This is a genomic window from Mycolicibacterium nivoides (genome assembly GCF_003855255.1).
Classification (GTDB): domain Bacteria; phylum Actinomycetota; class Actinomycetes; order Mycobacteriales; family Mycobacteriaceae; genus Mycobacterium; species Mycobacterium nivoides.
Genome location: NZ_CP034072.1, coordinates 5,317,188 through 5,338,286, shown reverse-complemented (window position 1 = coordinate 5,338,286; position 21,099 = coordinate 5,317,188). Strand labels below are relative to the sequence as shown.

Sequence of the window (21,099 nt, the reverse complement as noted above, 5' to 3'; positions counted from 1 at the left end):
CGCCGAACCCCCCGCAGAGGACCGCACATGACTGGCTCCACCCTGTTCACCGATGCCATGGCACTGACGCCGGCCGGCGACGGTGTCTATCACGGTGAGCTCAACGAGCATTGGACGATCGGGCCCAAGGTGCACGGCGGCGCGATGCTCGCGCTGTGCGCCAACGCCGCCCGTGCCGAGCTGGGGACCTCCGCGCAGCCCCTGGCGGTGTCGGGCAACTACCTGTGGGCACCCGATCCCGGTGCGATGCAGGTGGTCACCACGGTGCGCAAGCGCGGCCGCCGGATCGGCCTGGTGGACGTGGAACTCCGGCAGGGGGACCGCGTCGCGGTCACGGTGTCGGTGACCCTGGGCGAACCCGAGCATCACGTGCCGCCGCTGCTGTCGTTCAACCCGGTGGTGCCGTTGATGACGCCGGAACCGCCGCCCGGGCTGGAACCCATCGGACCCGGGCATCCGATGGAGCATGTCGTGCACCTGGCGCACGGCTGCGATATCCGGCCGGCGCTGCACACGATGGGACCGCGTACCGACGGTGGGCCGCCCGTCTTCGAGTACTGGGTGCGACCCAAGGGCGTCGCTCCCGACGTCCTGTTCGCGCTTCTGTGCGGCGATGTGTCGGCTCCGGTGACCTTTGCCGTGGAACGCACCGGTTGGGCGCCCACGGTCCAGCTGACGGCCTATCTGCGGGCATTGCCGGCCGATGGCTGGCTGCGGGTGATGTGCACCTCGGTTCAGATCGGCCAGGACTGGTTCGACGAGGACCACATCGTGGTCGACTGCGAGGGCCGGATCATCGTGCAGTCGCGGCAGTTGGCGATGGTCCCCGCGCCGAGCTGACGCCGGAGGCGTCGATACCGTCGGGGGTCACCAGTCGTGCAATGCTGTCGCCCATGTCGAGAATCGCGATAATCGGCGGCGGAAGCATGGGCGAGGCGCTGCTGTCGGGGCTGTTACGGGCTGGCAGGCAAGTCAAGGACATGGTGGTCGCGGAGAAGTTCGGTGACCGGGCCAAGTTCCTGTCGGAGAAGTACTCGGTGCAGGTGACCTCGGTCGCCGCCGCCGCCCAGAGCGCCACCTACGTGGTCATCGCGGTGAAACCGGCCGACGTCGAGAAAGTGATCGACGAGATCGCCGATGCGGCGGTCCGCGCCGACAGCGACACCGCAGAGCAGGTGTTCGTCTCCATCGCGGCGGGTGTGGCCACGTCGTACTACGAGAACAAGCTTCCGGCCGGGTCGCCGGTGATCCGCGTCATGCCCAACTCCCCGATCGTGGTCGGCGGCGGGGTGAGCGCACTGGCGCCGGGCCGGTTCGCCACTGCCGACCAGCTCAAGGACGTCTCGGCGATCTTCGATGCGGTCGGCGGCGTGATCACCGTCAGCGAATCGCAGCTGGACGCGGTGACCGCGGTTTCCGGCTCGGGGCCCGCGTACTTCTTCCTGATGGTCGAGGCCCTGGTGGATGCGGGCGTGGAATCGGGGCTGTCGCGTGCGGTGGCCACCGATCTGGCGGTCCAGACGATGGCCGGTTCGGCCGCGATGCTGCTGGAACGCCTCGATGAGGTGAACGCGGCCGGAGGCGCCGCGCTGGACACCACACCGGCCCAATTGCGGGCGATGGTGACCTCGCCGGCCGGGACCACCGCCGCTGGGCTGCGGGAACTCGAGCGCGGGGGACTGCGGGCCGCGGTCTCCAACGCCGTTCAGGCCGCGAAAACGCGCTCTGAGCAGCTCGGAATTACATCTGAGTAATTAGATTAATTCCAACTGATTAGCCCACACCCGTCGCAGTAACCCCACCCGCCACGCTATTCTCCCTTTGTATGCGCGGGTCGGTGCCAGCGGTGGGGAAGCCGCTGGAACTGCCTGTGCCTGATTGATTGGGTTGCGATGACGTCTATGAACGGGCCATCGGCGCGGGATGCTGGCGACGGTCAGCCTCGAGCTCAATTTCTGACGGTCGCCGAAGTGGCGAACTTGATGAGGGTCTCGAAGATGACGGTGTACCGGTTGGTGCACAACGGTGAACTGCCTGCTGTTCGTGTGGGCCGATCGTTCCGGGTCCACGCCAAGGCAGTCCACGATCTGCTGGAGTCCTCGTACTTCGACGCCGGCTAGGCACACGCCGTAGCGGGCTGGGCGGGTTGAGCAGGCTGGCGTTTTCCGTTTCGGTGGTCGGCCCGGGTAAAGTAACCGGGTCAACCATCGGCTAAGTAGCGGAGACACCAGGGTTTATGGGCTCAGTCATCAAGAAGCGGCGCAAGCGTATGTCGAAGAAGAAGCACCGCAAGCTGCTTCGCCGTACTCGGGTGCAGCGTAGAAAGCTCGGCAAGTAGCTTTCCGCCCCAGCCGCTAGGCTGAGCCGATGGATTCTGATGGTCGTTCGGGGGGACGCCCGACGGGAGTCCCCGGGCCCTCTGGCGCGGATTCGTCCGGTGGATCGCAATCCGCCGACGCGCCCCCCTATCCGAAAGTGGTCCTGGTCACGGGTGCGTGCCGGTTCCTGGGTGGTTATCTGACCGCCAGGCTGGCGCAGAACCCGTTGATCGAGCATGTCATCGCCGTAGATGCGGTGGTGCCGAGCAAGGACCTCATGCGTCGGATGGGGCGGGCCGAATTCGTCCGTGCCGACATCCGCAACCCGTTTATCGCTAAGGTGATCCGAAACGGGAATGTGGACACCGTCGTGCATGCCGCGGCGGCGTCCTACGCGCCGAGGTCCGGAGGCCGGGCCACGTTGAAGGAACTCAACGTGATGGGCGCGATCCAGCTGTTCGCGGCCTGCCAGAAGGCGCCGTCGGTCCGTCGGGTGGTACTCAAGTCCACCTCGGAGGTCTACGGCGCGAGCCCGCGTGACCCGGTGATGTTCAGCGAGGAGAGCAGTGCTCGCCGTCCTCCGGGTGACGGGTTCGCCCGCGACAGCATGGACATCGAGGGCTACGCGCGCGGCCTGGCCCGGCGCCGTCCGGACATCGGCCTGACCATCCTTCGGCTGGCCAACATGATCGGGCCGGCGATGGACACCGCGCTGTCGCGGTATCTGGCCGGGCCGGTGGTCCCGTCGGTGGTCGGGCACGACGCACGGCTGCAGTTGCTCCACGAACAGGACGCCCTCGGCGCCCTCGAGCGGGCAACGGTGGCCGGCAGGCCAGGCACGTTCAACATCGGCGCCTCGGGCATCATCATGATGAGCCAGGCGATCCGGAGGTCGGGTCGCCTCCGGCTCCCGGTCCCGCGCGGGGCGTTGTCGGCGATCAATTCACTCAGTCGCGCAACGCGTTACACCGAAATCGACCGCGATCAGATGAACTATCTGAGCTACGGCCGGGTCATGGACACCACGCGTATGCACAGGGATCTGGGCTACAGTCCCAAGTGGACGACCGCCGAGGCGTTCGACGATTACGTCCGTGGTCGTGGATTGACACCGATACTCGATCCGCGATGGGTACGCTCAATGGAGAGTCGCGCCGTGGGGATGGCGCAGCGTTTGGGATATTAGAACTGGCTCTATCCGGGGTGGGAGAAGGTATCGACGTGGCGGGTGAATCCAAAGCGAAAGTTATTCCGCTACATGGGAACTCGAGTCGTTCCTCTGCTGCGCGCCGGGCTGCGGCCCGGTCTGACAGCGCCCGCCGACATCCCTCTGTCCTGGCCGACCCGGGTAGCCGGGCCTCGGCCGAGCAGATCGCCGCGGTGGTTCGGGAGATCGATCAGCGGCGCAGCAACGTCTCGGGCCAGTCGGCCGCTGACGACGGTCCCAGCGAACTCGTCAAGGGCATTGCGGCGGTCTCGGAATTCATCCGCACCCGGATGGCCGGTGCCTACTCGGTGGACGAGTTCGGGTTCGACCCGCACATCACCAACGCAATCTTCTTGCCTTTGCTGAGAACATTTTTCAGGTCCTGGTTCCGGGTTGAGGTGTCGGGCATCGAGAACCTGCCCGAGAGCGGCGCGGCGCTTGTGGTGGCCAACCACGCCGGGGTGCTGCCCTTCGACGGGCTGATGACTCAGGTGGCCGTGCACGATCACCACCCCCTGCACCGTGATCTGCGTCTGCTGGCCGCCGATCTGGTCTTCGATCTACCGATGGTCGGACAGGCCGCGCGCAAGGCCGGGCACACCGTGGCCTGCGCCACCGATGCGCACCGGCTGCTCGCCAACGGTGAGCTCACCGCCGTGTTCCCGGAGGGCTTCAAGGGGCTGGGCAAGAACTTCAAAGACCGCTACAAGTTGCAGCGGTTCGGCCGCGGAGGCTTCGTTTCGGCAGCTCTGCGGGCGCAGGCCCCGATCGTGCCGTGCTCGATCGTCGGCTCCGAGGAGATCTACCCGATGATGGCCGACGTCAAGCTGCTGGCCAGGCTGCTCGGTCTGCCGTACTTCCCGGTGACGCCGCTGTTCCCGTTGGCCGGCCCGCTCGGGCTGGTGCCGTTGCCGTCGAAGTGGCACATCCAGTTCGGCGAGCCGATCGAGACGACCGACTACGACGAGAGCGCCGCCGACGATCCGATGATCACGTTCGAACTCACCGATCAGGTTCGCGAGACCATCCAGCACACGCTCTATCAGCTGCTGGCGGGCCGTCGAAACATGTTCTTCGGCTGAACTTTTCACCGCGACCAGACACAAAACTGCCCATTTCCACATGGAAATGGGCAGTTTTATGTCTGCTCGCGCAAAGAAAAATCAGGCGCCGGACTTTTGCCCAGCAACCATCTTGGCGATCGCGGCATCGCGTGCCGCAGCGATCTGTGAACTGATCTCGTCGGCCTCGTCGATGGCGGCCTCGCCCAGCATGGTGACGATGCTGGTGGCAACCGGGTTGCCGTCGTCGTCGGTGACCTCGGCCCGGACCTCGGCGATCACGGTGCCGTGCGACTCGATGACCGAGTCCAGGTACGAGTCGAACCACAGCTTGTCGCCGACCAGGATCGGCCGGTGGAAGATCAGCTTCTGGTCGCGGTGCAACACGCGCTCCAGGTTGATCGGGATGTCGAACTTGTCGAACAGCTCCAGCTGGACCCGTCGGCCGGCCACTGCCAGGAACGTCACCGACGCGACGACCGAGTTGTGGCCGTACTCCTTGGCGGCCTCGGCGTCATAGAGCGCCGGATGCTCGTCTTTGACCGCGCGGGCGAACTCGCGGACCTTCTCCCGGCCGACCTCGAAGTAGTCGGGATACCGGTAGTGAGTCCCGATGATGTTTGCGGCGATGCTCATGTTCCCTGCGCTGTTCGGTATGCGGTGCGCGGGTGCGCACAAACGTGCATGACTGCGGGGCCACATGACGCGACCCGCCGCGGCAGTTTATCAGCGAGGGTGGCCTGCTCAGCGAGTGTCGTGGCGGCGGGAGGCCGCAGCCGCGAGCGCGCCGCCCAGTGCACCGAGGGCCAGGGCCGACGGCACGCCGATGCGCGCCGCCTTGCGTGCGGTGCGGAAATCGCGGATCTCCCAGCCCCGTTCCCTGGCCACATCGCGCAGCGCGGCGTCGGGGTTGATCGCCACCGCGGTACCGACCAGTGACAACATCGGCACGTCGTTGAAGCTGTCCGAATAGGCGGTGCACCGGCGCAGGTTGAGCCCTTCCCGGATGGCCAGCGACCGCACCGCGTGGGCCTTGCCGGTGCCGTGCAGGATGTCGCCGACCAGCCGGCCGGTGAACACCCCGTCGACCGACTCGGCGACCGTGCCCAGCGCACCGGTCAGGCCCAGCCGCCGGGCGATCGTGGCGGCCAGCTCATATGGCGTCGCGGTGACCAGCCACACCTGCTGCCCGGCGTCCAGGTGCATCTGGGCCAGCGCCCGGGTTCCCGGCCAGATCTTGTCGGCGATGATCTCGTCGTAGATCTCCTCGCCGAGTTCGACGAGCTCGGCGGTGGAACGGCCTTCGATGAACGCCAGGGCCTTCTGCTTGCCCTCGGCGACATCGTCGCTGTTCTCCTTGCCGGTGAACTGGAACTTGGCCTGCGCGTAGGCGATGCCGAGGATGTCGCGATAGGTGAAGTACTTGCGGGCGGCCAGGCCACGGGCGAAGTGCACCAGCGACGATCCGTGCACCAGGGTGTTGTCGACGTCGAAGAACGCCGCGGCCGTCAGATCGGGCGGCGGCGCCGGCGCCCCGGCGGTGTCGTCGTCGGTGTCGGACTCGAGCTCGGTGACAGCGAGTTCGGCGCTCGCCTCGGCGGCAAGCTCCTGTTCGAGCGCATCGGCACTACCGGATTCGGACACGAATTCACCCTAGGTCACGGCGCCGGGATACTGGCGGTGTGGAGCGCGAGCAGGCGGGTACCGGCGGTCGAGCCGCTGTGACGTTGCTGACCCGGGCCGGGTGCAGCATGTGCGAACGGGCGGCCCAGCAGCTGGCCGCACTGCGCGAGGAACTGGACTTCGAGCTGGTGACCACGGACGTGGATGAGGCCGTCGCGGCCGGTGACGCCTCGCTGCGGGCCCGGTACGGCGACCTGTTGCCGGTGATTTTGCTGAACGGGACCGAACACAGCTACTGGGATGTCGACGAGCAGGCGCTTCGGGCTGACATCCCCGCCAGATGAAATTTGGTGGGCGGGCGGGAAACGATTACCTTGGTGACGTGGTGATCAAGCCGTGAGTGTGCTGCTATTCGGGGTTTCGCACCGCAGCGCGCCGGTGTCAGTTCTCGAGCAGTTGAGCACTGATGAGTCGGATCAGGCCAAGATCATCGACGAGGTGCTTCGATCCTCGTTGGTCACCGAGGCAATGGTCCTGTCCACCTGCAACCGCGTCGAGATATACGCCGTGGTCGAGGCCTTCCACGGAGGCCTGTCGATCATCGGGCAGGTGCTCTCCGACCACTCCGGCATGTCGCTGAACGATCTCACCAAATACGCCTACGTGCGCTACGCCGAGGCCGCCGTCGAGCATCTGTTCGCGGTGACCAGCGGCCTGGACTCGGCCGTCATCGGTGAAGCCCAGGTGCTGGGGCAGGTGCGTCGCGCTTATGCGTCCGCCGAGGAACACCAGACCGTCGGGCGCACGCTGCACGAGCTGGCTCAGCGCGCCCTGAACGTCGGCAAGCGGGTGCACTCCGAGACCGGGATCGACGCCGCCGGCGCATCCGTGGTGTCGGTCGCCCTCGGCATGGCCGAGACCAAGCTCAGCGGCGGCCTTGCCGGCCGCACCGCGGCCGTGATCGGCGCGGGCTCGATGGGGGCCCTGGCCGGCGCACACCTGGTACGGGCCGGAATTGAGCGGGTCCATGTGGTGAACCGCTCGCTGCCGCGGGCCCAGCGTCTCGCCGCGAACCTCACCGAGCAGGGTGTCCAGGCGCAGGCCTTCTCCCTGGACCATCTTGCCGAGGCCCTGGCCGACGTCGACGTTGTGGTCAGCAGCACCGGCGCGGTACGCCCCGTGGTCTCCCTGGCAGACGTGCACCACGCACTCGCGCAGCGCAACGCCGCCGACGGCGACCGGCAGCTGGTGATCTGCGATCTCGGTATGCCGCGCGACGTGGATCCAGCGGTCGCCGGGCTGCCCGGTGTCTGGGTGGTCGACATGGACCGGATCCAGCGGGAACCGTCGGCGCGGGCCGCGGCCACCGACGCCGACGCGGCCCGCACGATCGTTGCCACCGAGGTTGCCAACTACCTGGCCGGTCAGCGGATGGCCGAGGTCACCCCGACCGTCACCGCGCTGCGCCAGCGGGCCGCCGACGTGGTCGAGGCCGAGCTGCTGCGCCTGGACAACCGGCTGCCCGAGTTGGAGGCGACCCACCGCGACGAGGTGGCCAAGACGGTCCGCCGAGTCGTCGACAAGCTTTTGCACGCGCCCACGGTGCGGGTGAAACAACTCGCCAGCGCTCCTGGCGGGGACAGCTACGCAGAGGCCCTGCGTGAGCTGTTCGAACTCGATCCGCAGGCCGTCGAAGCTGTGGCGGCCAGCGAATTGCCCTTCATGACAACAGATCTCGATAAGTCTGAGTAGGTCTTGGTAGAAACGCGCGATACGGTGATCCGGATCGGCACCCGGGGTAGCCTGCTGGCGACCACGCAGGCCGGCACCATCAGGGACGCTTTGCTGGCCGCCGGCCACGCCTGCGAGCTGGTGATCATTTCGACCGAGGGTGACCGCAACCAGGGCCCCATCGCCGAAATCGGCGTCGGGGTCTTCACCGCGGCGCTCCGGGAGGCGATCCACGACGGCCGGGTGGACATGGCCGTGCACTCCTACAAAGATTTGCCCACCGCTCGTGACGACCGGTTCGTGATCGCCGCCGTCCCGCCGCGTGAGGACCCCCGTGACGCGCTGGTGGCACGCGACGGAATGGTGCTCGGTGAGTTGCCGGCAGGTTCCGTGATCGGCACATCGAGTGCGCGACGGGCCGCGCAGCTTAGAGCACTGGGTCTCGGTTTGGAAATCCGCCCCCTACGAGGCAACCTAGATACCAGGTTGAACAGGGTTACGAGCGGTGATCTCGACGCCATCGTGGTCGCCCGCGCGGGTCTCGCCCGTATCGGACGCCTCGATGCAGTCACCGAGTCGCTCGAGCCGGTGCAGATGTTGCCAGCGCCGGCTCAGGGTGCGCTCGCGGTGGAATGCCGCGCCGGCGACACCGAGCTGATTTCGGTGCTGTCGGAGTTGGATGACACCGACACGCGCGCCGCGGTCACCGCCGAACGGATCCTGCTCGCCGAACTGGAGGCGGGCTGTTCCGCACCGGTAGGCGCGATCGCAGAAGTGGTCGAGTCGATCGATGAGGACGGCAATGTCTTCGAGGAGCTGTCGTTGCGCGGCTGCGTAGCGACGCTGGACGGATCCGACGTGATTCGTGCGTCCGGCATCGGAACTCCCGATCGGGCCGCTGACTTGGGTGTCTCGGTGGCCGCGGAGCTTTTCGAGCTGGGTGCACGCGAGCTGTTGGTAGAGCGCGGGAGTGAAGAATGACCATGCGAGGTCGCAAGGCGAAGCCCGGCCGCATCACATTTGTGGGCTCAGGCCCGGGTGATCCGGGGCTGCTGACGGCACGGGCACAAACCGTGCTGGCGCACGCCGAGTTGGTGTTCACCGATCCCGACGTCCCCGAGGCCGTGCTGGCCTTGATAGGCACCGAACTGCCGCCGGCGTCCGGTCCGGCCCCGGCTGAGCCGGCCAAGGCCGACGCCGCCGCGGATGCCGGAAGTCCTGGGGCCTCCGGAACCCCCGACGCCGCGCAAGCCGCCGTCATCGCCGGTGGGCCCGAGGTCCGGCCCGCTCTCGGCGATCCTGCCGAGGTGGCCAAGACGCTGGTCGCCGAGGCCCGCCACGGCTACGACGTGGTGCGCCTGGTCTCGGGTGACCCGCTGTCGGTGGACGCCGTCATCACCGAGATCGGCGCGCTGGCCAAGGCCCACGTGAACTTCGAGATCGTCCCCGGGCTGCCCGCCACCAGCGCGGTGCCCACCTACGCCGGCCTGCCGCTGGGTTCGTCGCACACCGTGGCCGATGTCCGCGGTGACGTGGACTGGGCGGCCCTGGCCGCCGCGCCTGGCCCGCTGATCCTGCACGCGACCGCGTCGCACCTGCCGGACGCCGCGCGCACCCTGATCGAGTTCGGTCTGGCCGAGGGCACCCCCGCGGTAGTGACCGCGAGCGGCACCACCTGCCAGCAGCGTTCGGTGGAGGCCACCCTCGGTGGGCTGACCGACAAGGGCGTGCTGGAGAAGCCGGCCGGAAGCGAGCTGGCGGGGCCGCTGGTCGGGCCGCTGGTCGTCACCATCGGCAAGACCGTGGCCAACCGGGCCAAGCTGAACTGGTGGGAGAGCCGCGCCCTGTACGGCTGGACCGTGCTGGTGCCCCGCACCAAGGACCAGGCCGGCGAGATGAGCGACCGGTTGGTGGGCCACGGTGCCCTGCCGATCGAGGTGCCGACCATCGCCGTCGAGCCGCCGCGCAGCCCCGCGCAGATGGAGCGCGCGGTCAAGGGTCTGGTCGACGGCCGGTTCCAGTGGGTGGTGTTCACCTCGACCAACGCCGTGCGTGCGGTGTGGGAGAAGTTCAACGAGTTCGGCCTGGACGCCCGGGCGTTCTCGGGCGTGAAGATCGCGTGTGTCGGACAGGCCACCGCCGACAAGGTGCGGGCGTTCGGCATCAATCCCGAGCTGGTGCCGTCGGGGGAGCAGTCCTCCCTCGGCCTGCTCGACGAGTTCCCGCCGTTCGACGAGGTATTCGATCCGGTGAACCGCGTGCTGCTGCCGCGTGCCGACATCGCCACCGAGACACTGGCCGAGGGCCTGCGCGAGCGCGGCTGGGAGATCGAGGACGTGACCGCCTACCGCACCGTGCGTGCGGCTCCGCCGCCGGCGCAGACCCGCGAGATGATCAAGACCGGCGGTTTCGACGCGGTCTGCTTCACCTCGAGCTCGACGGTGCGCAACCTGGTCGGTATCGCCGGCAAGCCGCACGCCCGGACCATCGTGGCCTGCATCGGACCGAAGACCGCTGAGACCGCTGCGGAATTCGGCCTGCGGGTGGACGTCCAGCCCGAGTCGGCCGCGGTGGGACCCCTGGTCGACGCGCTCGCCGAGCACGCTGCCCGCTTGCGCGCCGAAGGGGCACTGCCCCCGCCGCGCAAGAAGAGCCGCCGCAGGTAAACACCCGCCGAAACGGTATTCCAGCAGGGCCGCTGTCGAACTCTTCCTTCTGGAATACAGTTTCGCGGAGACGCGCAGAAGGAGTCTTTGCCATGGGTTACCCGAGGCATCGTCCACGTCGGCTGCGGTCCACGCCGGCGATGCGTCGGCTGGTGGCCCAAACCTCTTTGGAACCACGCCATCTCGTGCTGCCGATGTTCGTCGCCGACGGTATCGACGAACCTCGCCCGATCTCCTCGATGCCCGGCGTGGTGCAACACACCCGGGATTCGTTGCGTCAGGCGGCCGCCGATGCCGTGGCAGCCGGCGTGGGTGGGCTGATGCTCTTCGGCGTGCCTCGCGACGAGGACAAGGATCCGACCGGTGCCGTGGGCATCGATCCGGACGGCATCCTCAACGTGGCGCTGCGGGATCTGGCCAAGGACCTCGGCGACGCCACCGTACTGATGGCCGACACCTGCCTCGATGAGTTCACCGACCACGGGCACTGTGGTGTGCTGGACGCCGCAGGCCGGGTCGACAACGACGCGACCAACCTGCGGTACGTGGAACTTGCTGTGGCACAAGCGGAATCGGGCGCACACGTGGTGGGCCCCAGCGGCATGATGGATGGCCAGGTGGCCGCCATCCGTGACGGACTGGACGCGGCCGGGCACACCGACGTGGCCATCCTGGCTTACGCGGCCAAGTTCGCCTCGGCGTTCTACGGCCCGTTCCGTGAAGCGGTGTCGTCCAGTCTGGTGGGGGATCGGCGCACCTATCAACAGGATCCGGGCAACATCCGGGAAGCCGTGCACGAGGTCGAGCTCGACATCGACGAGGGTGCCGACATCGTGATGGTCAAGCCCGCGATGAGCTACCTGGACGTGGTGCGCGCCGCCGCCGATATTTCACCGGTACCCGTTGCGGCATACCAGATTTCAGGTGAGTACTCGATGATCTGTGCCGCCGCGGCCAACGGGTGGATCGACCTGCAGGCGGCCGCGCTGGAGTCGCTGACCGGAATCCGGCGGGCCGGCGCCGACATCGTGCTGACCTACTGGGCGGCCGATGTGGCCGGCTGGCTCGCGTGACCGGACAGGTGACCGAGCAGCAGAAGAGCCCGACCGGGCGTCCCGAGGACGTCGACACCGGGTTCTGGTTGTGGACCGCCGCGCTCGTGCTCATGGTGATCGGGTACCTGATCGACGCCCTCACCGGGTCCGGCGGCGGCGTACAACGGTCGGTGACTGTCGTCTTCTCGGTGATGTTCCTGGTGGTGCTGTCCTCGATCGTGGCGGCATTCCTGGTGCTGATGCGCCAGGGATATCGCTGGGCCAGAACCCTGCTGACCAGTGGGGGAATCGTCACGGTCCTGCACGCGATCAGCGGCCTGCTGACCGGCGAACGCCAAGACGCGGCGGCGGTGGGGTACGCGGTCACCGCGATCGTCGGATCGGTGTTGATCGCCGGCGGGCTGTACCTGCTGTACCGCAAGGACGCCGACGGTTTCTTCACCCGCTGATTCGCTAGGCTTTGGCGACAATGCCTTCATCATCAGCGTCGCGGCGCGCGACCATCGCGTTCAGTTGCTGGCTGGTCGGCGCCGTGTTGTTGATCGTCGGCGGCCTGATCGCGGCCTCGGCGTCCTGGCCGAGCGCCGAGAGCGCACTGTTCCGCAGCGTGGGCGTGCTCACGGCCCTGGCCGGCGCCGGGATGGCGTTCCTGGCCGGCCGCAGTCGCTCCGGCGATGCCCGGTACCGCCGGGCCGCGATCGCGCTGTCCATGGCAATCGTTGTGGTGATCGCGTTGATCGCGGCGTTCAGCCTGGCCCCGGTCCACATCCTGACGCTGTTGGCGTTACTCCTGCTGATCGCGGGTACGGGCCTCAGCGCAGTGCCGGGGCGGAGGGGCGACGATGGAGAGTGAACCAGTGAACAAAGTTGCCTCCGAGGTGCTGTTCTACGAGCAGGGCGCCAGCTGGGCCTGGCTCCTGTTGGGGCCGTTCGCCGGCGTCGGCATGGCGATTCTTCAGATGACCGGCGGATACGGGTACGACCTCTGGATTCCGATCCTGTTCCTGGTGCTGGTGTCGGGGTTCGTGGCCATCCAGATCAAGGCCGCCCGCATCCACACCTCGGTCGAGTTGACCGCCGACGCCCTGCGCCAGGGCGCCGAGATCCTGAAGATCGATGAGATCGTGCTGATCTACCCCGAGGCCTCGGGTTCGGAGGCGCCGAAATGGCAGTCCGCCCGTGCCCTCGGGGAACTGTCCGGCGTGCCGCGGGGCCGCACCGGGATCGGGCTCAAGCTCACCGGCGCGCGTACCGCCCAGGCCTGGGCGCGCAAGCACCGGAAGCTGCGGGAAGCGCTGACGCCCCTGGTCGAGGAGCGCACTCCGTGAAACGCAGGGCCGTGTTGGAGCTGGTGGTGGCCGCTGTCGCGGCGGTGGGCTGTGTACTGAGCTGGATCGCCGCGGCAACGACGATCGAGGTGGCGCCTGTGCTCGACGGTGAGCCGCCCACCACCGCGGTCAGCTATTCGGCGCCGCTGCTGGTGCTGGCGCTGGTGCTCGCGGGTCTGGCCGGCGTGCTGACCGTGCTCGGCGTTGCCCGGTTGCGCCGCTGATCCCGTGACCGACTGGCATCCCGTAACACGCGGTGAATCCGGCGCCGGGGTGTTCCGTAGCGCGGACGGTTCCCGGTACGCCAAGGTGGTCGGCCCCACGGCCGTGACCGATCTGGCTGCCGAGCGCGACCGGGTGTCCTGGGCGCACGATCGCGGCGTGCCGGCACCCGCGGTGATCGACTGGGGCGCCACCGAGGACGATGGCGCGTTCCTGGTCACCAGTGCCGTCGGTGGCGTCGCGGCCGATCAGCTCGCGGAAGCGGACCTACGGACGGCGTGGCCCTCGGTCGTGCGGGCCGTCCGCGACCTGCACGGCATCCCGATCGACGACTGTCCCTACCGGCGCGACCTCGACGACATGCTGTCCCGGGCCCGGTCCGTCGTCGCCGCGGGCGCGGTGAACCCCGACTTTCTGCGCGACGAGGACCGGGACGTCCCGCCCGCCGAGCTGCTGATGCGCGTCGAACGGGAGGCCGCCCCGCGCCGCCGCCAGGAGGCCGTCGATCGCGTGGTGTGTCACGGCGACCTGTGCCTGCCCAACATCCTGATCGACCCCGACCGGCTCGCCGTCGAGGGCTTCATCGACCTGGGCCGCCTGGGTCTCGCCGACCGGCACGCCGACCTCGCGTTGGTGCTCGCCAACACCGCCGACACCTTTCCCGGCTTCGCCGAGGACGCATCGGCAGGTCTGGCCGCGGGCTATCCGGCGGCGATAGATGAAGACCGGCTGCGGTTCTACCTGGCATTGGATCCGCTCACCTGGGGGTGAGAGCCCAAGGCGCGGTTCAGGAATCGAGCCAGGCCAGCTCGTCGGACAGGTGCGCGCGCCAGAAGTCCTGATCGTGGCCGCCGGGGTAGAAGCCGACGGCCGGGGTCCTGGGCAGTTGGTTGACGAACATTCTGGTTGCGGCGTAAAACCCGTCCCCGGTGCCGCAGTCGATGCGCAGCGGGATCGACCCCAGCGCCGGTAGCAGTCTCAGCGCTGAGTTCTGCTGCCAGTCTTCGAGGCTGTCGAAGGCGTCGGGCGGCGCGCCCCAGTACGTGAGGTACAGCGCCGGGCTGATCGCGCAGACCGCCGCGGTACGCGCGGCGCCCAGTCTGGCACCCAACAGCATGGCGCCGTAACCGCCCATCGACCAGCCCATGAAGGCCACTCGCGAGGTGTCGATGCCCTTGGTGGCCAACATCGGGATCAGTTCGTTGAGCACCATCGCCCCGGAGTCTCCACCAGAGGCTCGACGGCGCCAGAACGAGTTGCCACCATCCACACTGACCACTGCGAACGGCGGTCGGCCGGCCGCGGTCAGCTGGGCCAGCGCTTCAGGGATGCCCAGGCTCATCACCCCGGCGGCGTCGTTGTCCATCCCGTGCAGGGCGATCACCGGACGTAGTGGGCCGTGCTGGCCCGGCGGGCGGGCGATGATCCAATTGGTTTCGACGCCGCCGCGGGCCGCGGAGATGAACGACCCCGAATCGCGGGTCGGTGACGAGTCGCCCGCGGAGGCCGGTTGGTTGGGGCCAGGAGACGCACGGGGCATCGGCGGATCGAGCAGGCTGCCCAATGCCATCAGTCCCGCGGCACCCGCGCCGGTGACACCTAGACGCAGCGCGTCGCGGCGGGTCAGCGAGTTCACCTGCGCATCATTCCAACCCCGAGTGCGTTATGGGTCTCAGCACGCGACACGGTCCGGCAACAGCCCGATAACGCCGCTCACACGCTTCGGTGACCCTGGTCACATCCACCTTGGTACAAAGTGCGAAATCTGTAACACTGTGTCCATGACGGAATTGGCCGAACAGCCGCAGCAGACCGACGCCCTGCCACTGGGGCCGCAATCGCTGGTCTGGAAGTACTTCGGCGACAACCGGATGTACCTGATCGGGCCGCGGCCCGCTGTCCTCCAGAACATGCTGGCCGAGCTGGGCCAGGGTGTGCTGGACCATTCGGTGTTCTTCTCCGACACCGCTGCCCGGGTCAAGCGGTCGTTGCCTCCGATCTTCATGACCGTCTACGGCACCGACGGCGACAACCGCGGACAGCAGGTGCGTGACTTCCACCGCGACATCAAGGGTGAGATGCCCGACGGCGCGCGCTATCACGCCCTGGACCCCGAGACGTACTTCTGGGCGCACGCCACCTTCGTCGAGCAGGTGCTGTATTTCGCCGACACCTTCGTCAAGCGACTCAGCGACGCCGAGAAGGAACAGATCTACCTGGAGTCCAAGACCTGGTACCGGCGCTACGGCGTCAGCGACCGCGCGATGCCGGCCACATATGCCGAGTTCGAACAGTACTGGGACCGGATGATGAACGAGATCGTCGTCGCCCACAAGACTGCGCAGTACGGCGTCGGATACGTCACCAAGGGATTCCCGCGGCCCAAGGCAGTGTCGCCGCTGGCCTGGAAGCTGATCGCGCCGGTGTTCAATCCGGTCGCCGCGTTCATCACCACCGGCGGGATGCCGCCACGTGCCCGCGCCCTGCTGAACCTGCCGTGGAGTGATCGCAAGGAACGTAACTACCAGCGGTTTGCGGCGTTCTGGCGCACCCGCCCGGTGAACTGGGTGTGGGATCATCTACCGATGAGCGTGCGCTACAACAAGTTTGCACAAACGGGCTATGCCCGGAGCTGATTCGGTAACCGCGACGATCCTGGACGCGGCCCTCGTCGAGTTCGAGCGGCACGGCCTGCGCCGGGTCGCGCTCGACGACGTCGCGCGCCGGGCCGGGGTCAGTCGCACCACGATCTACCGCAGGTTCGCCAACCGCGACGAGCTGGTCGCGGCGGTGATCGAGCGGGAGAACGTCGCGTTGTTCTCCGACATTGCCAACGAGCTGAAAAACGCAGGGCCGCAATCGAACTACTATGTTGAGGCGTTCACGCTGTCGATCCTGAAGTTCCGTCGCCACCACGTGCTCAACCAGATGATCGCCGATGAACCGGCTCTGGTGATGGAGATGCTGCACACCCACTACGGCGCGGCGATCGAGCGGATGGCTGCGGCGCTCAAGGTGATCTTCCCGGCCGGGTTCGCCGAGCGGATCGGTGAGCAGGCGGTCAACGACCTCGCGGACACCATCCTGCGCTATGCGGGGATGGTGCTGTTGCTGCCCAGCGTCGAACCCCTCGACACCCCCGAGGATCTCCGGGCCTTCGCCACCCGGCATTTCCTGCCCAGCCTGCCGGCCTCGCTTCGTACCGTCTCGGCCTGATCCGCTCCGGCGCACCCCCCGGGTCTAAGTGTTTGGTGGCTCACACTTTCGGGCAGCCACAGGTATGAGCACCGAGAATCCGCCACCCGTCAGCGAAGAGAACCGCAGAGAAGCCAAGCGCGTCCTGAGGTCCTATGACGACACCCGCCCCACCGTCACCCTGCCGGGCAGTCATGGCACGGTGTCGGGCACCGCCGTCAACGACTGGATCGACGAGGACGGCAACCCCATCTACGGTGACGCGGACCCGGAGCCGTAACCGCGAACCTGCGCCGTCGCAGGACATCCCTTGCCTACTGTGGCTGATGTGACTGCTACCCCGCTGGACCGGATCGCCCCTGCCTTCGTGACCATGGCCCACGAGATCGTGTGGGCCTCAGTGGCCACCGTCGACGCCGACGGTCAGCCCCGCAGTCGCATCCTGCATCCGATCTGGGAGTGGGACGGTACCGATCTGTTCGGCTGGGTCGCCACCGTTCCCACCGCGGTCAAGCGCGCCCACCTTGCGGTGCATCCGTATGTCTCGGTCAGTTACTGGACCACCAATCACGACACCTGCGCCGCGGACTGCCTGGTGGAGTGGTACACCGATGACGAGACCTGCACGCAGGTCTGGGACCGCTTCGCCAACGGGCCCGCCCCGGTGGGCTACGACCCGTACATCATTCCGCAATGGAATGCCGGGCCGACCTCGGATCAATTCGCGGCGCTGAGGCTGACCCCCTATCGGCTGCGAGTGATGCCGGGCACGGTCATGACAGCGGGATCTGGTGAAGTGTTGAACTGGCGGACCTGAATGCCCGCCAGTTCCTGTCGCTCATTTATATTGTCACGCTCCGGCCGACCATTATTCTGCACAATTCATCCACGGCGATCGCGAAATTGAAAATGCGAATCGCGTGTTAGTTTCAGCGTCGCAAAATATTGGTTGAATTCGCCGCGAATGCGCCTCTGCGGGTACGGCGTGATGAACGTAGGGTCCGATAAACCTACAGCTCGGACTGCTAAACGCGGTCCGGCCGCTTCCTCTTGGGAATGGTCTCTGCGGCCTCGGCGGCCTTGGTACGCTTTGCCGCTCGCCGTTCCTTGATGGTCATCGCCGGTTTTTTGGGCAGACGACCTTGGGATTTATCAGCCATCGTTGCTCCTTTTTATTCGCAAACAATCACTGGGCCCGACCATACATCAGAAAAAAATAAAAGCCAGCCGGCAATTTTTCGGTCGTCCGCGGGCCGCGAGCGTCGGCTGGGGGGGTGTGGTGCCGCGCCGCGCCGGGATGCAGTTTGTGAATACTACTAGCAAGTAGTCGCGACGAGTATTTACGCTACGGTAAGTAGCTATATTGAAGAAATGCCAGCTAGATAGCCATCATTCTCATTGCTAAAAGTTGCTCGCGCAAATGAGAATTGCCCCACTTCTGAAGAAAGTGAAACACGTTATAGCTGCGTCGGTACGTTCTCTCGACGTTGGCTGCGTGCGGTGCGTCGAGCCCCGTCCGGAATGCCAACTCGGATGAAAGGGATCACATGCACGCAGGTGTTCGGCCCTATCTCAGTGCCGGAATCGCCCTCGTCGGGGCCGGCGTCATCGCCACGGCCTCGGTCAACCCGCCACCGCAAATCCATTCCGGCGGTGTGCAACTCGCAGCCGCGGTGGAGAACCCGGCCGAGGTGTTCGCCCCGGTTTTCCAGTTCTCGCAGGAAGTCATCGCCGGACTCATCGCCGCTGAACTCAGTGACCCGGCCCCGATTCTCAATCAGCTTCTGATGAACCAGATCGCCACGGTCAACGCGACAGGAGCGATCGTGGTCGACGGCATCAAGACCGCCGTGGACGTCGTCACCGGGCTTCCTGCCGGTCTCTCGGCGGCGGCCGACGCAATCGTGCACGGTGACCCCGCGCAGGCATCCATCGAGATTCTCAATGCGATCGGAACGTCGATCATCCAGTACGTGATCCAGTCGGTCCCGTCGGTGGAGTACCTGCTGCAACGCCCGCTGGCCGTAGCCCAGGCGTTGGTCCCCGTGGTGGTGGAGAGTGCGATCTCGATACCGATCTACCTCGGCATCAGCTATGTGAAGCCGCTCATCGACCAGGCGGTTTTCTCGATTGGTGAGGTGCTGAATGCGGCGACCACTCTTGACCCGGGCGCCACCATCAACGCGCTCCAGCACGGGGTGAAAGACGTCGCCATGCGCACGATCGATCTGGCCAATGCCACTGGGGCGGTTGTCCACGACACCCGGCAGGCGGTCAAGACCGCGCTCCAAACCCAGCCCGCGACAACGAATCTGGCACTGGAGCGGCGTGTCGAATCCGTTACTCCCACCGATGCCGGTGCAGGCGACGATCAGGATGTCGCGCTCACGTCCCGGGTGGCGGCGACGGTCGACTCCCCGGCGTCGACCACGCATGCCCGTCCGAATCTGCGCTCGATCTTCGGCAAGGGCAACAAGGTTCGGCCAGGGCAGACCGTGGCGAGCTCCGGCGGTGCGGAGACCGATGGTACCGATACGCCGGCCCCGGCCAAGACTGAGTCGCCGGCGCCAGCGTCGGTGAAATCCTTTGTGAAGAAGGTGAAGTCGGAACTGAACAAACCGGCCAAGGCTCCCGGGGACAACGAGTCCTCGGGGAGTGCAGGTGGCGGCGAAGAGTAGCGGTTGCCGGGTGTGGTTCGGCGGAGCCGCTCGCCACACCCGGCCTCCACGGGGTGTCCGCTACGCCGCCCGATGCCTGACTTTCGGGGTGGGGCTGTCGTGGCCGAGGTGCAGACCCGGGGCCAGCATCCCGACGCGGTGCCTGTAGTCGCGGTACTGATCGCCCATCATCGCCATCATGTCGTGTTCTTCGAGCTGGATCGCCACCAGGATGTAGGCGGTGCTGACAGCCGCGAACAGCAGATGGCCCGCGGTCATCGTCGGGGTGGCCCAGAACGCCACGATGAACCCGGCCATGATCGGGTGCCGGATCACCCGGTAGAACATCACGGTGCGGAAGCCCAGCTCGCTGTACGGCCGGCCGCGCCAGTTCAGCCACACCTGCCGCAGCCCGAACAGGTCGAAATGGTTGATCATGAACGTCGAGGCGAGAACGGTTGCCCAGCCGGCCCAGAACAACACCCACAGAATCACCCGTCCCGCAGTGGATTCCACGTTCCACACCACTGCGGGCATGGTGCGCCACTGCCAGTACAGCAGGAACAGTGCCAGGCTCGACAAGAGCACATAGGTGCTTCGCTCGATGACTTGCGGAACGATCCGCGTCCACAAGCGTTTGAACCAGATTCGGGCCATCACGCTGTGCTGAACGGCGAACACCGACAGCAGCAGCACGTTGACGAGCACCGCCTCACTGGTCGGTGCGGCGATACCGGAATCGATCGTGCGCGGCACCGCGAAGTTGCCGACGAAGGCGATCGCGTAGAGGAAGGCGACGAGGAAGGCCAGATAGCTCGCGATCCCGTAACCGATGATGAACAGGCGCTTCATGGTGACCTCCTGCCACCGATTGGACAGATGCCGCGCCCTGCTGCCGACCGCAGTAGTGACTTATCTACGGTAGACCTTGAATTCCCAGGTGAACAAGGGTTCGCCAGTTTGCTGAATCAGCCGGTTGCAGTCCGTTTCGGATCTATCAGGCCGTATCGGTCCGCCTCCGACAGCCCGCCCCAGACGCCGAACGGTTCGGCGATCGTGAGCGCATGCGTTCGGCATTGCGTGAGTACCGGGCAATCCCGGCACAGCGCTTTGGCCCGTTGTTCGCGATTCGATCGAGCGCGCCCGCGTTCTCCTTCGGGGGAGAAGAACACCGAAGCGTCCATGCCTCGACACCTCGCGTGCAGTTGCCAGTGCCATCTGTCCGCGTCGTCATGTGCCATGCATGCCATCCCAGCGGCTCGCAGGCCCGCCGGCCGGATCGTTCACGACTTCTTTACGGGTGCAACGAGATTCTGCACAGTCTCTTGACGTGCACGATCACGCGGCATGTAAGGATTCGATCGTCGGCCGTCAAGAAACCGTTGAGATCGACGCCGAGTGCCTGGGACCGGCGTAGACCGGCAGATATGCGAGACCAAGCACCGACCGAACTTCCCGCCGCCGCCGTCGTACTGATTCCGCCTGGGCGCCCGAGGCGGTACCCGCGATGAGTGAGATGTTCCAGATCATCGCGCTGATGGCGGCGCCGGCCGCGATATTGCTGGGCTTACGCCGGGTGGTGATCCGCCAGAACCGGCGACTGGATTCGCAGGCGTCCCCGGTCCCGCTGGTGACCACTAGACCTTTTTGAGTAGCACGGCCTGTTCGAAGGGCAGTCGCGCGAACGGGCGACGCATCGCGCCGGTCACGTGCTCGGCCGCTTCGGCCTTGGACACCACCCGCGGCCCACTGACCTCGATGGTCTTACCGTGGCGGCGAATCCGCGCGTGACCAGCTGAGGTGATGTTCTTCAGCCAGTCCCGATCCGGACCGTAGGTCAGCATGATGGCCACGCCGTCGTCGGTGCTGAAGACGCTCAACGGCGTCCGGTAGGTCTTGCCGGATTTCCGGCCGACGTGTTCCAGGATTCCGAACGTCGGCGCCCAGCCCGCCCACAGACGCTGGATGGGGTTGGTCACATGGCGGTTGAACCGGGCCAGCGATTGCGGTAACTGCATGGTCACCATCAAACTCGT

The 21,099-nt window shown here is 66.6% G+C and carries 29 protein-coding genes; 22 read left to right on the top strand and 7 right to left on the bottom strand.

Annotated features, from left to right (window positions below):
- The first annotated feature begins 27 nt into the window (after window positions 1–27).
- The 6 genes from EH231_RS26145 (at window position 28) to EH231_RS26120 (ending at window position 4,607) form a co-directional block, all read left to right on the top strand.
- A complete protein-coding gene (locus tag EH231_RS26145; protein WP_124713603.1) occupies window positions 28–840 on the top strand; it encodes a thioesterase family protein in 813 nt (270 codons plus the stop codon).
- A gap of 53 nt (window positions 841–893) precedes the next feature.
- Window positions 894–1,754, top strand: a complete 861-nt coding sequence (gene proC, locus EH231_RS26140; RefSeq protein WP_090424841.1) for a pyrroline-5-carboxylate reductase — start codon at window positions 894–896, stop codon at window positions 1,752–1,754.
- Between the two features lie 138 nt (window positions 1,755–1,892).
- Complete coding sequence (locus EH231_RS26135; protein WP_029110679.1) at window positions 1,893–2,120, top strand: cell division/environmental response transcriptional regulator; 228 nt, start codon at window positions 1,893–1,895, stop codon at window positions 2,118–2,120.
- Between the two features lie 116 nt (window positions 2,121–2,236).
- The gene (locus tag EH231_RS26130; RefSeq protein ID WP_003402602.1) at window positions 2,237–2,338 is read left to right on the top strand and encodes a 30S ribosomal protein bS22; all 102 of its coding nucleotides are present in this window, start codon (window positions 2,237–2,239) and stop codon (window positions 2,336–2,338) included.
- 29 nt (window positions 2,339–2,367) lie between these two features.
- Entirely contained in the window at window positions 2,368–3,504 is a 1,137-nt protein-coding gene (locus EH231_RS26125) for an SDR family oxidoreductase (protein ID WP_164481020.1), read from the top strand.
- A 35-nt stretch (window positions 3,505–3,539) separates the two neighbouring features.
- Entirely contained in the window at window positions 3,540–4,607 is a 1,068-nt protein-coding gene (locus tag EH231_RS26120; RefSeq protein WP_090424344.1) for a lysophospholipid acyltransferase family protein, read from the top strand.
- An 81-nt stretch (window positions 4,608–4,688) separates the two neighbouring features.
- Here EH231_RS26120 and EH231_RS26115 read toward each other — a convergent pair whose 3' ends face one another.
- Together EH231_RS26115 and EH231_RS26110 are read right to left on the bottom strand one after the other, a co-directional pair.
- On the bottom strand, window positions 4,689–5,222 hold the full coding sequence (locus tag EH231_RS26115) for an FAS1-like dehydratase domain-containing protein (protein ID WP_090424345.1): 534 nt from the start codon (window positions 5,220–5,222) through the stop codon (window positions 4,689–4,691).
- A gap of 108 nt (window positions 5,223–5,330) precedes the next feature.
- Complete coding sequence (locus EH231_RS26110; RefSeq protein ID WP_090424346.1) at window positions 5,331–6,230, bottom strand: HAD family hydrolase; 900 nt, start codon at window positions 6,228–6,230, stop codon at window positions 5,331–5,333.
- Between the two features lie 38 nt (window positions 6,231–6,268).
- Here EH231_RS26110 and EH231_RS26105 point away from each other — a divergent pair, with 38 nt between their 5' ends.
- The 10 genes from EH231_RS26105 to EH231_RS26060 all read left to right on the top strand — a co-directional run bounded on the left by EH231_RS26105 (window position 6,269) and on the right by EH231_RS26060 (window position 13,982).
- Window positions 6,269–6,553, top strand: coding sequence for a glutaredoxin family protein (locus EH231_RS26105; protein ID WP_234927412.1), 285 nt, complete (start codon window positions 6,269–6,271; stop codon window positions 6,551–6,553).
- A gap of 52 nt (window positions 6,554–6,605) precedes the next feature.
- The gene (locus EH231_RS26100; RefSeq protein WP_090424347.1) at window positions 6,606–7,961 is read left to right on the top strand and encodes a glutamyl-tRNA reductase; all 1,356 of its coding nucleotides are present in this window, start codon (window positions 6,606–6,608) and stop codon (window positions 7,959–7,961) included.
- 24 nt (window positions 7,962–7,985) lie between these two features.
- Window positions 7,986–8,921: a hydroxymethylbilane synthase gene (gene hemC / locus EH231_RS26095; RefSeq protein ID WP_164481019.1), complete on the top strand. Its 936-nt coding sequence runs from the start codon at window positions 7,986–7,988 to the stop codon at window positions 8,919–8,921.
- On the top strand, window positions 8,918–10,606 hold the full coding sequence (locus EH231_RS26090) for a bifunctional uroporphyrinogen-III C-methyltransferase/uroporphyrinogen-III synthase (protein ID WP_090424349.1): 1,689 nt from the start codon (window positions 8,918–8,920) through the stop codon (window positions 10,604–10,606). The genes hemC and EH231_RS26090 overlap by 4 nt, the downstream gene beginning before the upstream one ends.
- Before the next feature lie 92 nt (window positions 10,607–10,698).
- On the top strand, window positions 10,699–11,679 hold the full coding sequence (hemB, locus tag EH231_RS26085; protein WP_090424350.1) for a porphobilinogen synthase: 981 nt from the start codon (window positions 10,699–10,701) through the stop codon (window positions 11,677–11,679).
- On the top strand, window positions 11,676–12,110 hold the full coding sequence (locus EH231_RS26080) for a hypothetical protein (RefSeq protein ID WP_090424351.1): 435 nt from the start codon (window positions 11,676–11,678) through the stop codon (window positions 12,108–12,110). The genes hemB and EH231_RS26080 overlap by 4 nt, the downstream gene beginning before the upstream one ends.
- A gap of 20 nt (window positions 12,111–12,130) precedes the next feature.
- Complete coding sequence (locus EH231_RS26075; protein WP_124713601.1) at window positions 12,131–12,514, top strand: hypothetical protein; 384 nt, start codon at window positions 12,131–12,133, stop codon at window positions 12,512–12,514.
- Window positions 12,504–12,989 (top strand): transport-regulating membrane protein Mce1N, encoded by a 486-nt coding sequence (locus EH231_RS26070; protein WP_090424353.1) that lies wholly within the window; start codon window positions 12,504–12,506, stop codon window positions 12,987–12,989. Before EH231_RS26075 ends, EH231_RS26070 begins: the two co-directional genes overlap by 11 nt.
- Window positions 12,986–13,213 carry a hypothetical protein gene (locus EH231_RS26065; protein WP_124713600.1) on the top strand — a complete coding sequence of 76 codons (228 nt, stop codon included), beginning with the start codon at window positions 12,986–12,988 and terminating at the stop codon, window positions 13,211–13,213. Before EH231_RS26070 ends, EH231_RS26065 begins: the two co-directional genes overlap by 4 nt.
- 4 nt (window positions 13,214–13,217) lie before the next feature.
- The gene (locus tag EH231_RS26060; RefSeq protein ID WP_090424355.1) at window positions 13,218–13,982 is read left to right on the top strand and encodes an APH(3'') family aminoglycoside O-phosphotransferase; all 765 of its coding nucleotides are present in this window, start codon (window positions 13,218–13,220) and stop codon (window positions 13,980–13,982) included.
- Window positions 13,983–13,998: 16 nt separating this feature from the next.
- Here the strand turns inward: EH231_RS26060 and EH231_RS26055 are convergent, their stop codons facing one another.
- A complete protein-coding gene (locus tag EH231_RS26055) occupies window positions 13,999–14,847 on the bottom strand; it encodes an alpha/beta hydrolase (RefSeq protein WP_124713599.1) in 849 nt (282 codons plus the stop codon).
- A 145-nt stretch (window positions 14,848–14,992) separates the two neighbouring features.
- On the opposite strand from EH231_RS26055, the gene EH231_RS26050 reads away from it, so the two are divergent.
- From EH231_RS26050 to EH231_RS26035, 4 genes are all read left to right on the top strand, one after another.
- Complete coding sequence (locus tag EH231_RS26050; protein WP_090424357.1) at window positions 14,993–15,847, top strand: oxygenase MpaB family protein; 855 nt, start codon at window positions 14,993–14,995, stop codon at window positions 15,845–15,847.
- On the top strand, window positions 15,834–16,427 hold the full coding sequence (locus EH231_RS26045) for a TetR/AcrR family transcriptional regulator (protein ID WP_090424358.1): 594 nt from the start codon (window positions 15,834–15,836) through the stop codon (window positions 16,425–16,427). The genes EH231_RS26050 and EH231_RS26045 overlap by 14 nt, the downstream gene beginning before the upstream one ends.
- Window positions 16,428–16,491: 64 nt before the next feature.
- Window positions 16,492–16,686 (top strand): hypothetical protein, encoded by a 195-nt coding sequence (locus EH231_RS26040; protein ID WP_124713598.1) that lies wholly within the window; start codon window positions 16,492–16,494, stop codon window positions 16,684–16,686.
- A gap of 93 nt (window positions 16,687–16,779) precedes the next feature.
- Entirely contained in the window at window positions 16,780–17,223 is a 444-nt protein-coding gene (locus EH231_RS26035; RefSeq protein WP_124714378.1) for a pyridoxamine 5'-phosphate oxidase family protein, read from the top strand.
- 208 nt (window positions 17,224–17,431) lie between these two features.
- On the opposite strand, the gene EH231_RS34645 is transcribed toward EH231_RS26035, so the two are convergent.
- A complete protein-coding gene (locus tag EH231_RS34645) occupies window positions 17,432–17,566 on the bottom strand; it encodes a hypothetical protein (RefSeq protein WP_090424360.1) in 135 nt (44 codons plus the stop codon).
- A 387-nt stretch (window positions 17,567–17,953) separates the two neighbouring features.
- Here EH231_RS34645 and EH231_RS26030 point away from each other — a divergent pair, with 387 nt between their 5' ends.
- Entirely contained in the window at window positions 17,954–19,084 is a 1,131-nt protein-coding gene (locus EH231_RS26030) for a hypothetical protein (RefSeq protein ID WP_124713597.1), read from the top strand.
- A 60-nt stretch (window positions 19,085–19,144) separates the two neighbouring features.
- Here EH231_RS26030 and mddA read toward each other — a convergent pair whose 3' ends face one another.
- Window positions 19,145–19,915, bottom strand: coding sequence for a methanethiol S-methyltransferase (mddA, locus tag EH231_RS26025; RefSeq protein ID WP_124713596.1), 771 nt, complete (start codon window positions 19,913–19,915; stop codon window positions 19,145–19,147).
- A 116-nt stretch (window positions 19,916–20,031) separates the two neighbouring features.
- Entirely contained in the window at window positions 20,032–20,313 is a 282-nt protein-coding gene (locus tag EH231_RS26020) for a WhiB family transcriptional regulator (RefSeq protein WP_234941107.1), read from the bottom strand.
- A gap of 257 nt (window positions 20,314–20,570) precedes the next feature.
- Here EH231_RS26020 and EH231_RS33990 point away from each other — a divergent pair, with 257 nt between their 5' ends.
- Window positions 20,571–20,714 (top strand): hypothetical protein, encoded by a 144-nt coding sequence (locus tag EH231_RS33990; RefSeq protein WP_164481018.1) that lies wholly within the window; start codon window positions 20,571–20,573, stop codon window positions 20,712–20,714.
- On the opposite strand, the gene EH231_RS26015 is transcribed toward EH231_RS33990, so the two are convergent.
- The gene (locus tag EH231_RS26015) at window positions 20,701–21,081 is read right to left on the bottom strand and encodes a nitroreductase family deazaflavin-dependent oxidoreductase (RefSeq protein ID WP_090424844.1); all 381 of its coding nucleotides are present in this window, start codon (window positions 21,079–21,081) and stop codon (window positions 20,701–20,703) included. The genes EH231_RS33990 and EH231_RS26015 overlap by 14 nt on opposite strands.
- Window positions 21,082–21,099 lie beyond the last annotated feature (18 nt).

Excerpts from the sequence above, each read along its gene's own strand:
- EH231_RS26050 (WP_090424357.1), top strand. The coding sequence starts at position 14,993 with ATGACGGAATTGGCCGAACAGCCGCAGCAGACCGACGCCCTGCCACTG.
- EH231_RS26030 (WP_124713597.1), top strand. The coding sequence starts at position 17,954 with ATGCACGCAGGTGTTCGGCCCTATCTCAGTGCCGGAATCGCCCTCGTC.
- hemB (WP_090424350.1), top strand. The coding sequence starts at position 10,699 with ATGGGTTACCCGAGGCATCGTCCACGTCGGCTGCGGTCCACGCCGGCG.
- EH231_RS26135 (WP_029110679.1), top strand. The coding sequence starts at position 1,893 with ATGACGTCTATGAACGGGCCATCGGCGCGGGATGCTGGCGACGGTCAG.
- EH231_RS26035 (WP_124714378.1), top strand. The coding sequence starts at position 16,780 with ATGGCCCACGAGATCGTGTGGGCCTCAGTGGCCACCGTCGACGCCGAC.
- EH231_RS26090 (WP_090424349.1), top strand. The coding sequence starts at position 8,918 with ATGACCATGCGAGGTCGCAAGGCGAAGCCCGGCCGCATCACATTTGTG.
- EH231_RS33990 (WP_164481018.1), top strand. The coding sequence starts at position 20,571 with ATGAGTGAGATGTTCCAGATCATCGCGCTGATGGCGGCGCCGGCCGCG.
- EH231_RS26125 (WP_164481020.1), top strand. The coding sequence starts at position 2,368 with ATGGATTCTGATGGTCGTTCGGGGGGACGCCCGACGGGAGTCCCCGGG.
- EH231_RS34645 (WP_090424360.1), bottom strand. The coding sequence starts at position 17,566 with ATGGCTGATAAATCCCAAGGTCGTCTGCCCAAAAAACCGGCGATGACC.
- proC (WP_090424841.1), top strand. The coding sequence starts at position 894 with ATGTCGAGAATCGCGATAATCGGCGGCGGAAGCATGGGCGAGGCGCTG.
- EH231_RS26070 (WP_090424353.1), top strand. The coding sequence starts at position 12,504 with ATGGAGAGTGAACCAGTGAACAAAGTTGCCTCCGAGGTGCTGTTCTAC.
- EH231_RS26115 (WP_090424345.1), bottom strand. The coding sequence starts at position 5,222 with ATGAGCATCGCCGCAAACATCATCGGGACTCACTACCGGTATCCCGAC.
- EH231_RS26075 (WP_124713601.1), top strand. The coding sequence starts at position 12,131 with ATGCCTTCATCATCAGCGTCGCGGCGCGCGACCATCGCGTTCAGTTGC.
- EH231_RS26145 (WP_124713603.1), top strand. The coding sequence starts at position 28 with ATGACTGGCTCCACCCTGTTCACCGATGCCATGGCACTGACGCCGGCC.
- EH231_RS26040 (WP_124713598.1), top strand. The coding sequence starts at position 16,492 with ATGAGCACCGAGAATCCGCCACCCGTCAGCGAAGAGAACCGCAGAGAA.
- EH231_RS26015 (WP_090424844.1), bottom strand. The coding sequence starts at position 21,081 with ATGCAGTTACCGCAATCGCTGGCCCGGTTCAACCGCCATGTGACCAAC.
- mddA (WP_124713596.1), bottom strand. The coding sequence starts at position 19,915 with ATGAAGCGCCTGTTCATCATCGGTTACGGGATCGCGAGCTATCTGGCC.
- EH231_RS26020 (WP_234941107.1), bottom strand. The coding sequence starts at position 20,313 with ATGGCATGCATGGCACATGACGACGCGGACAGATGGCACTGGCAACTG.
- EH231_RS26045 (WP_090424358.1), top strand. The coding sequence starts at position 15,834 with ATGCCCGGAGCTGATTCGGTAACCGCGACGATCCTGGACGCGGCCCTC.
- EH231_RS26130 (WP_003402602.1), top strand. The coding sequence starts at position 2,237 with ATGGGCTCAGTCATCAAGAAGCGGCGCAAGCGTATGTCGAAGAAGAAG.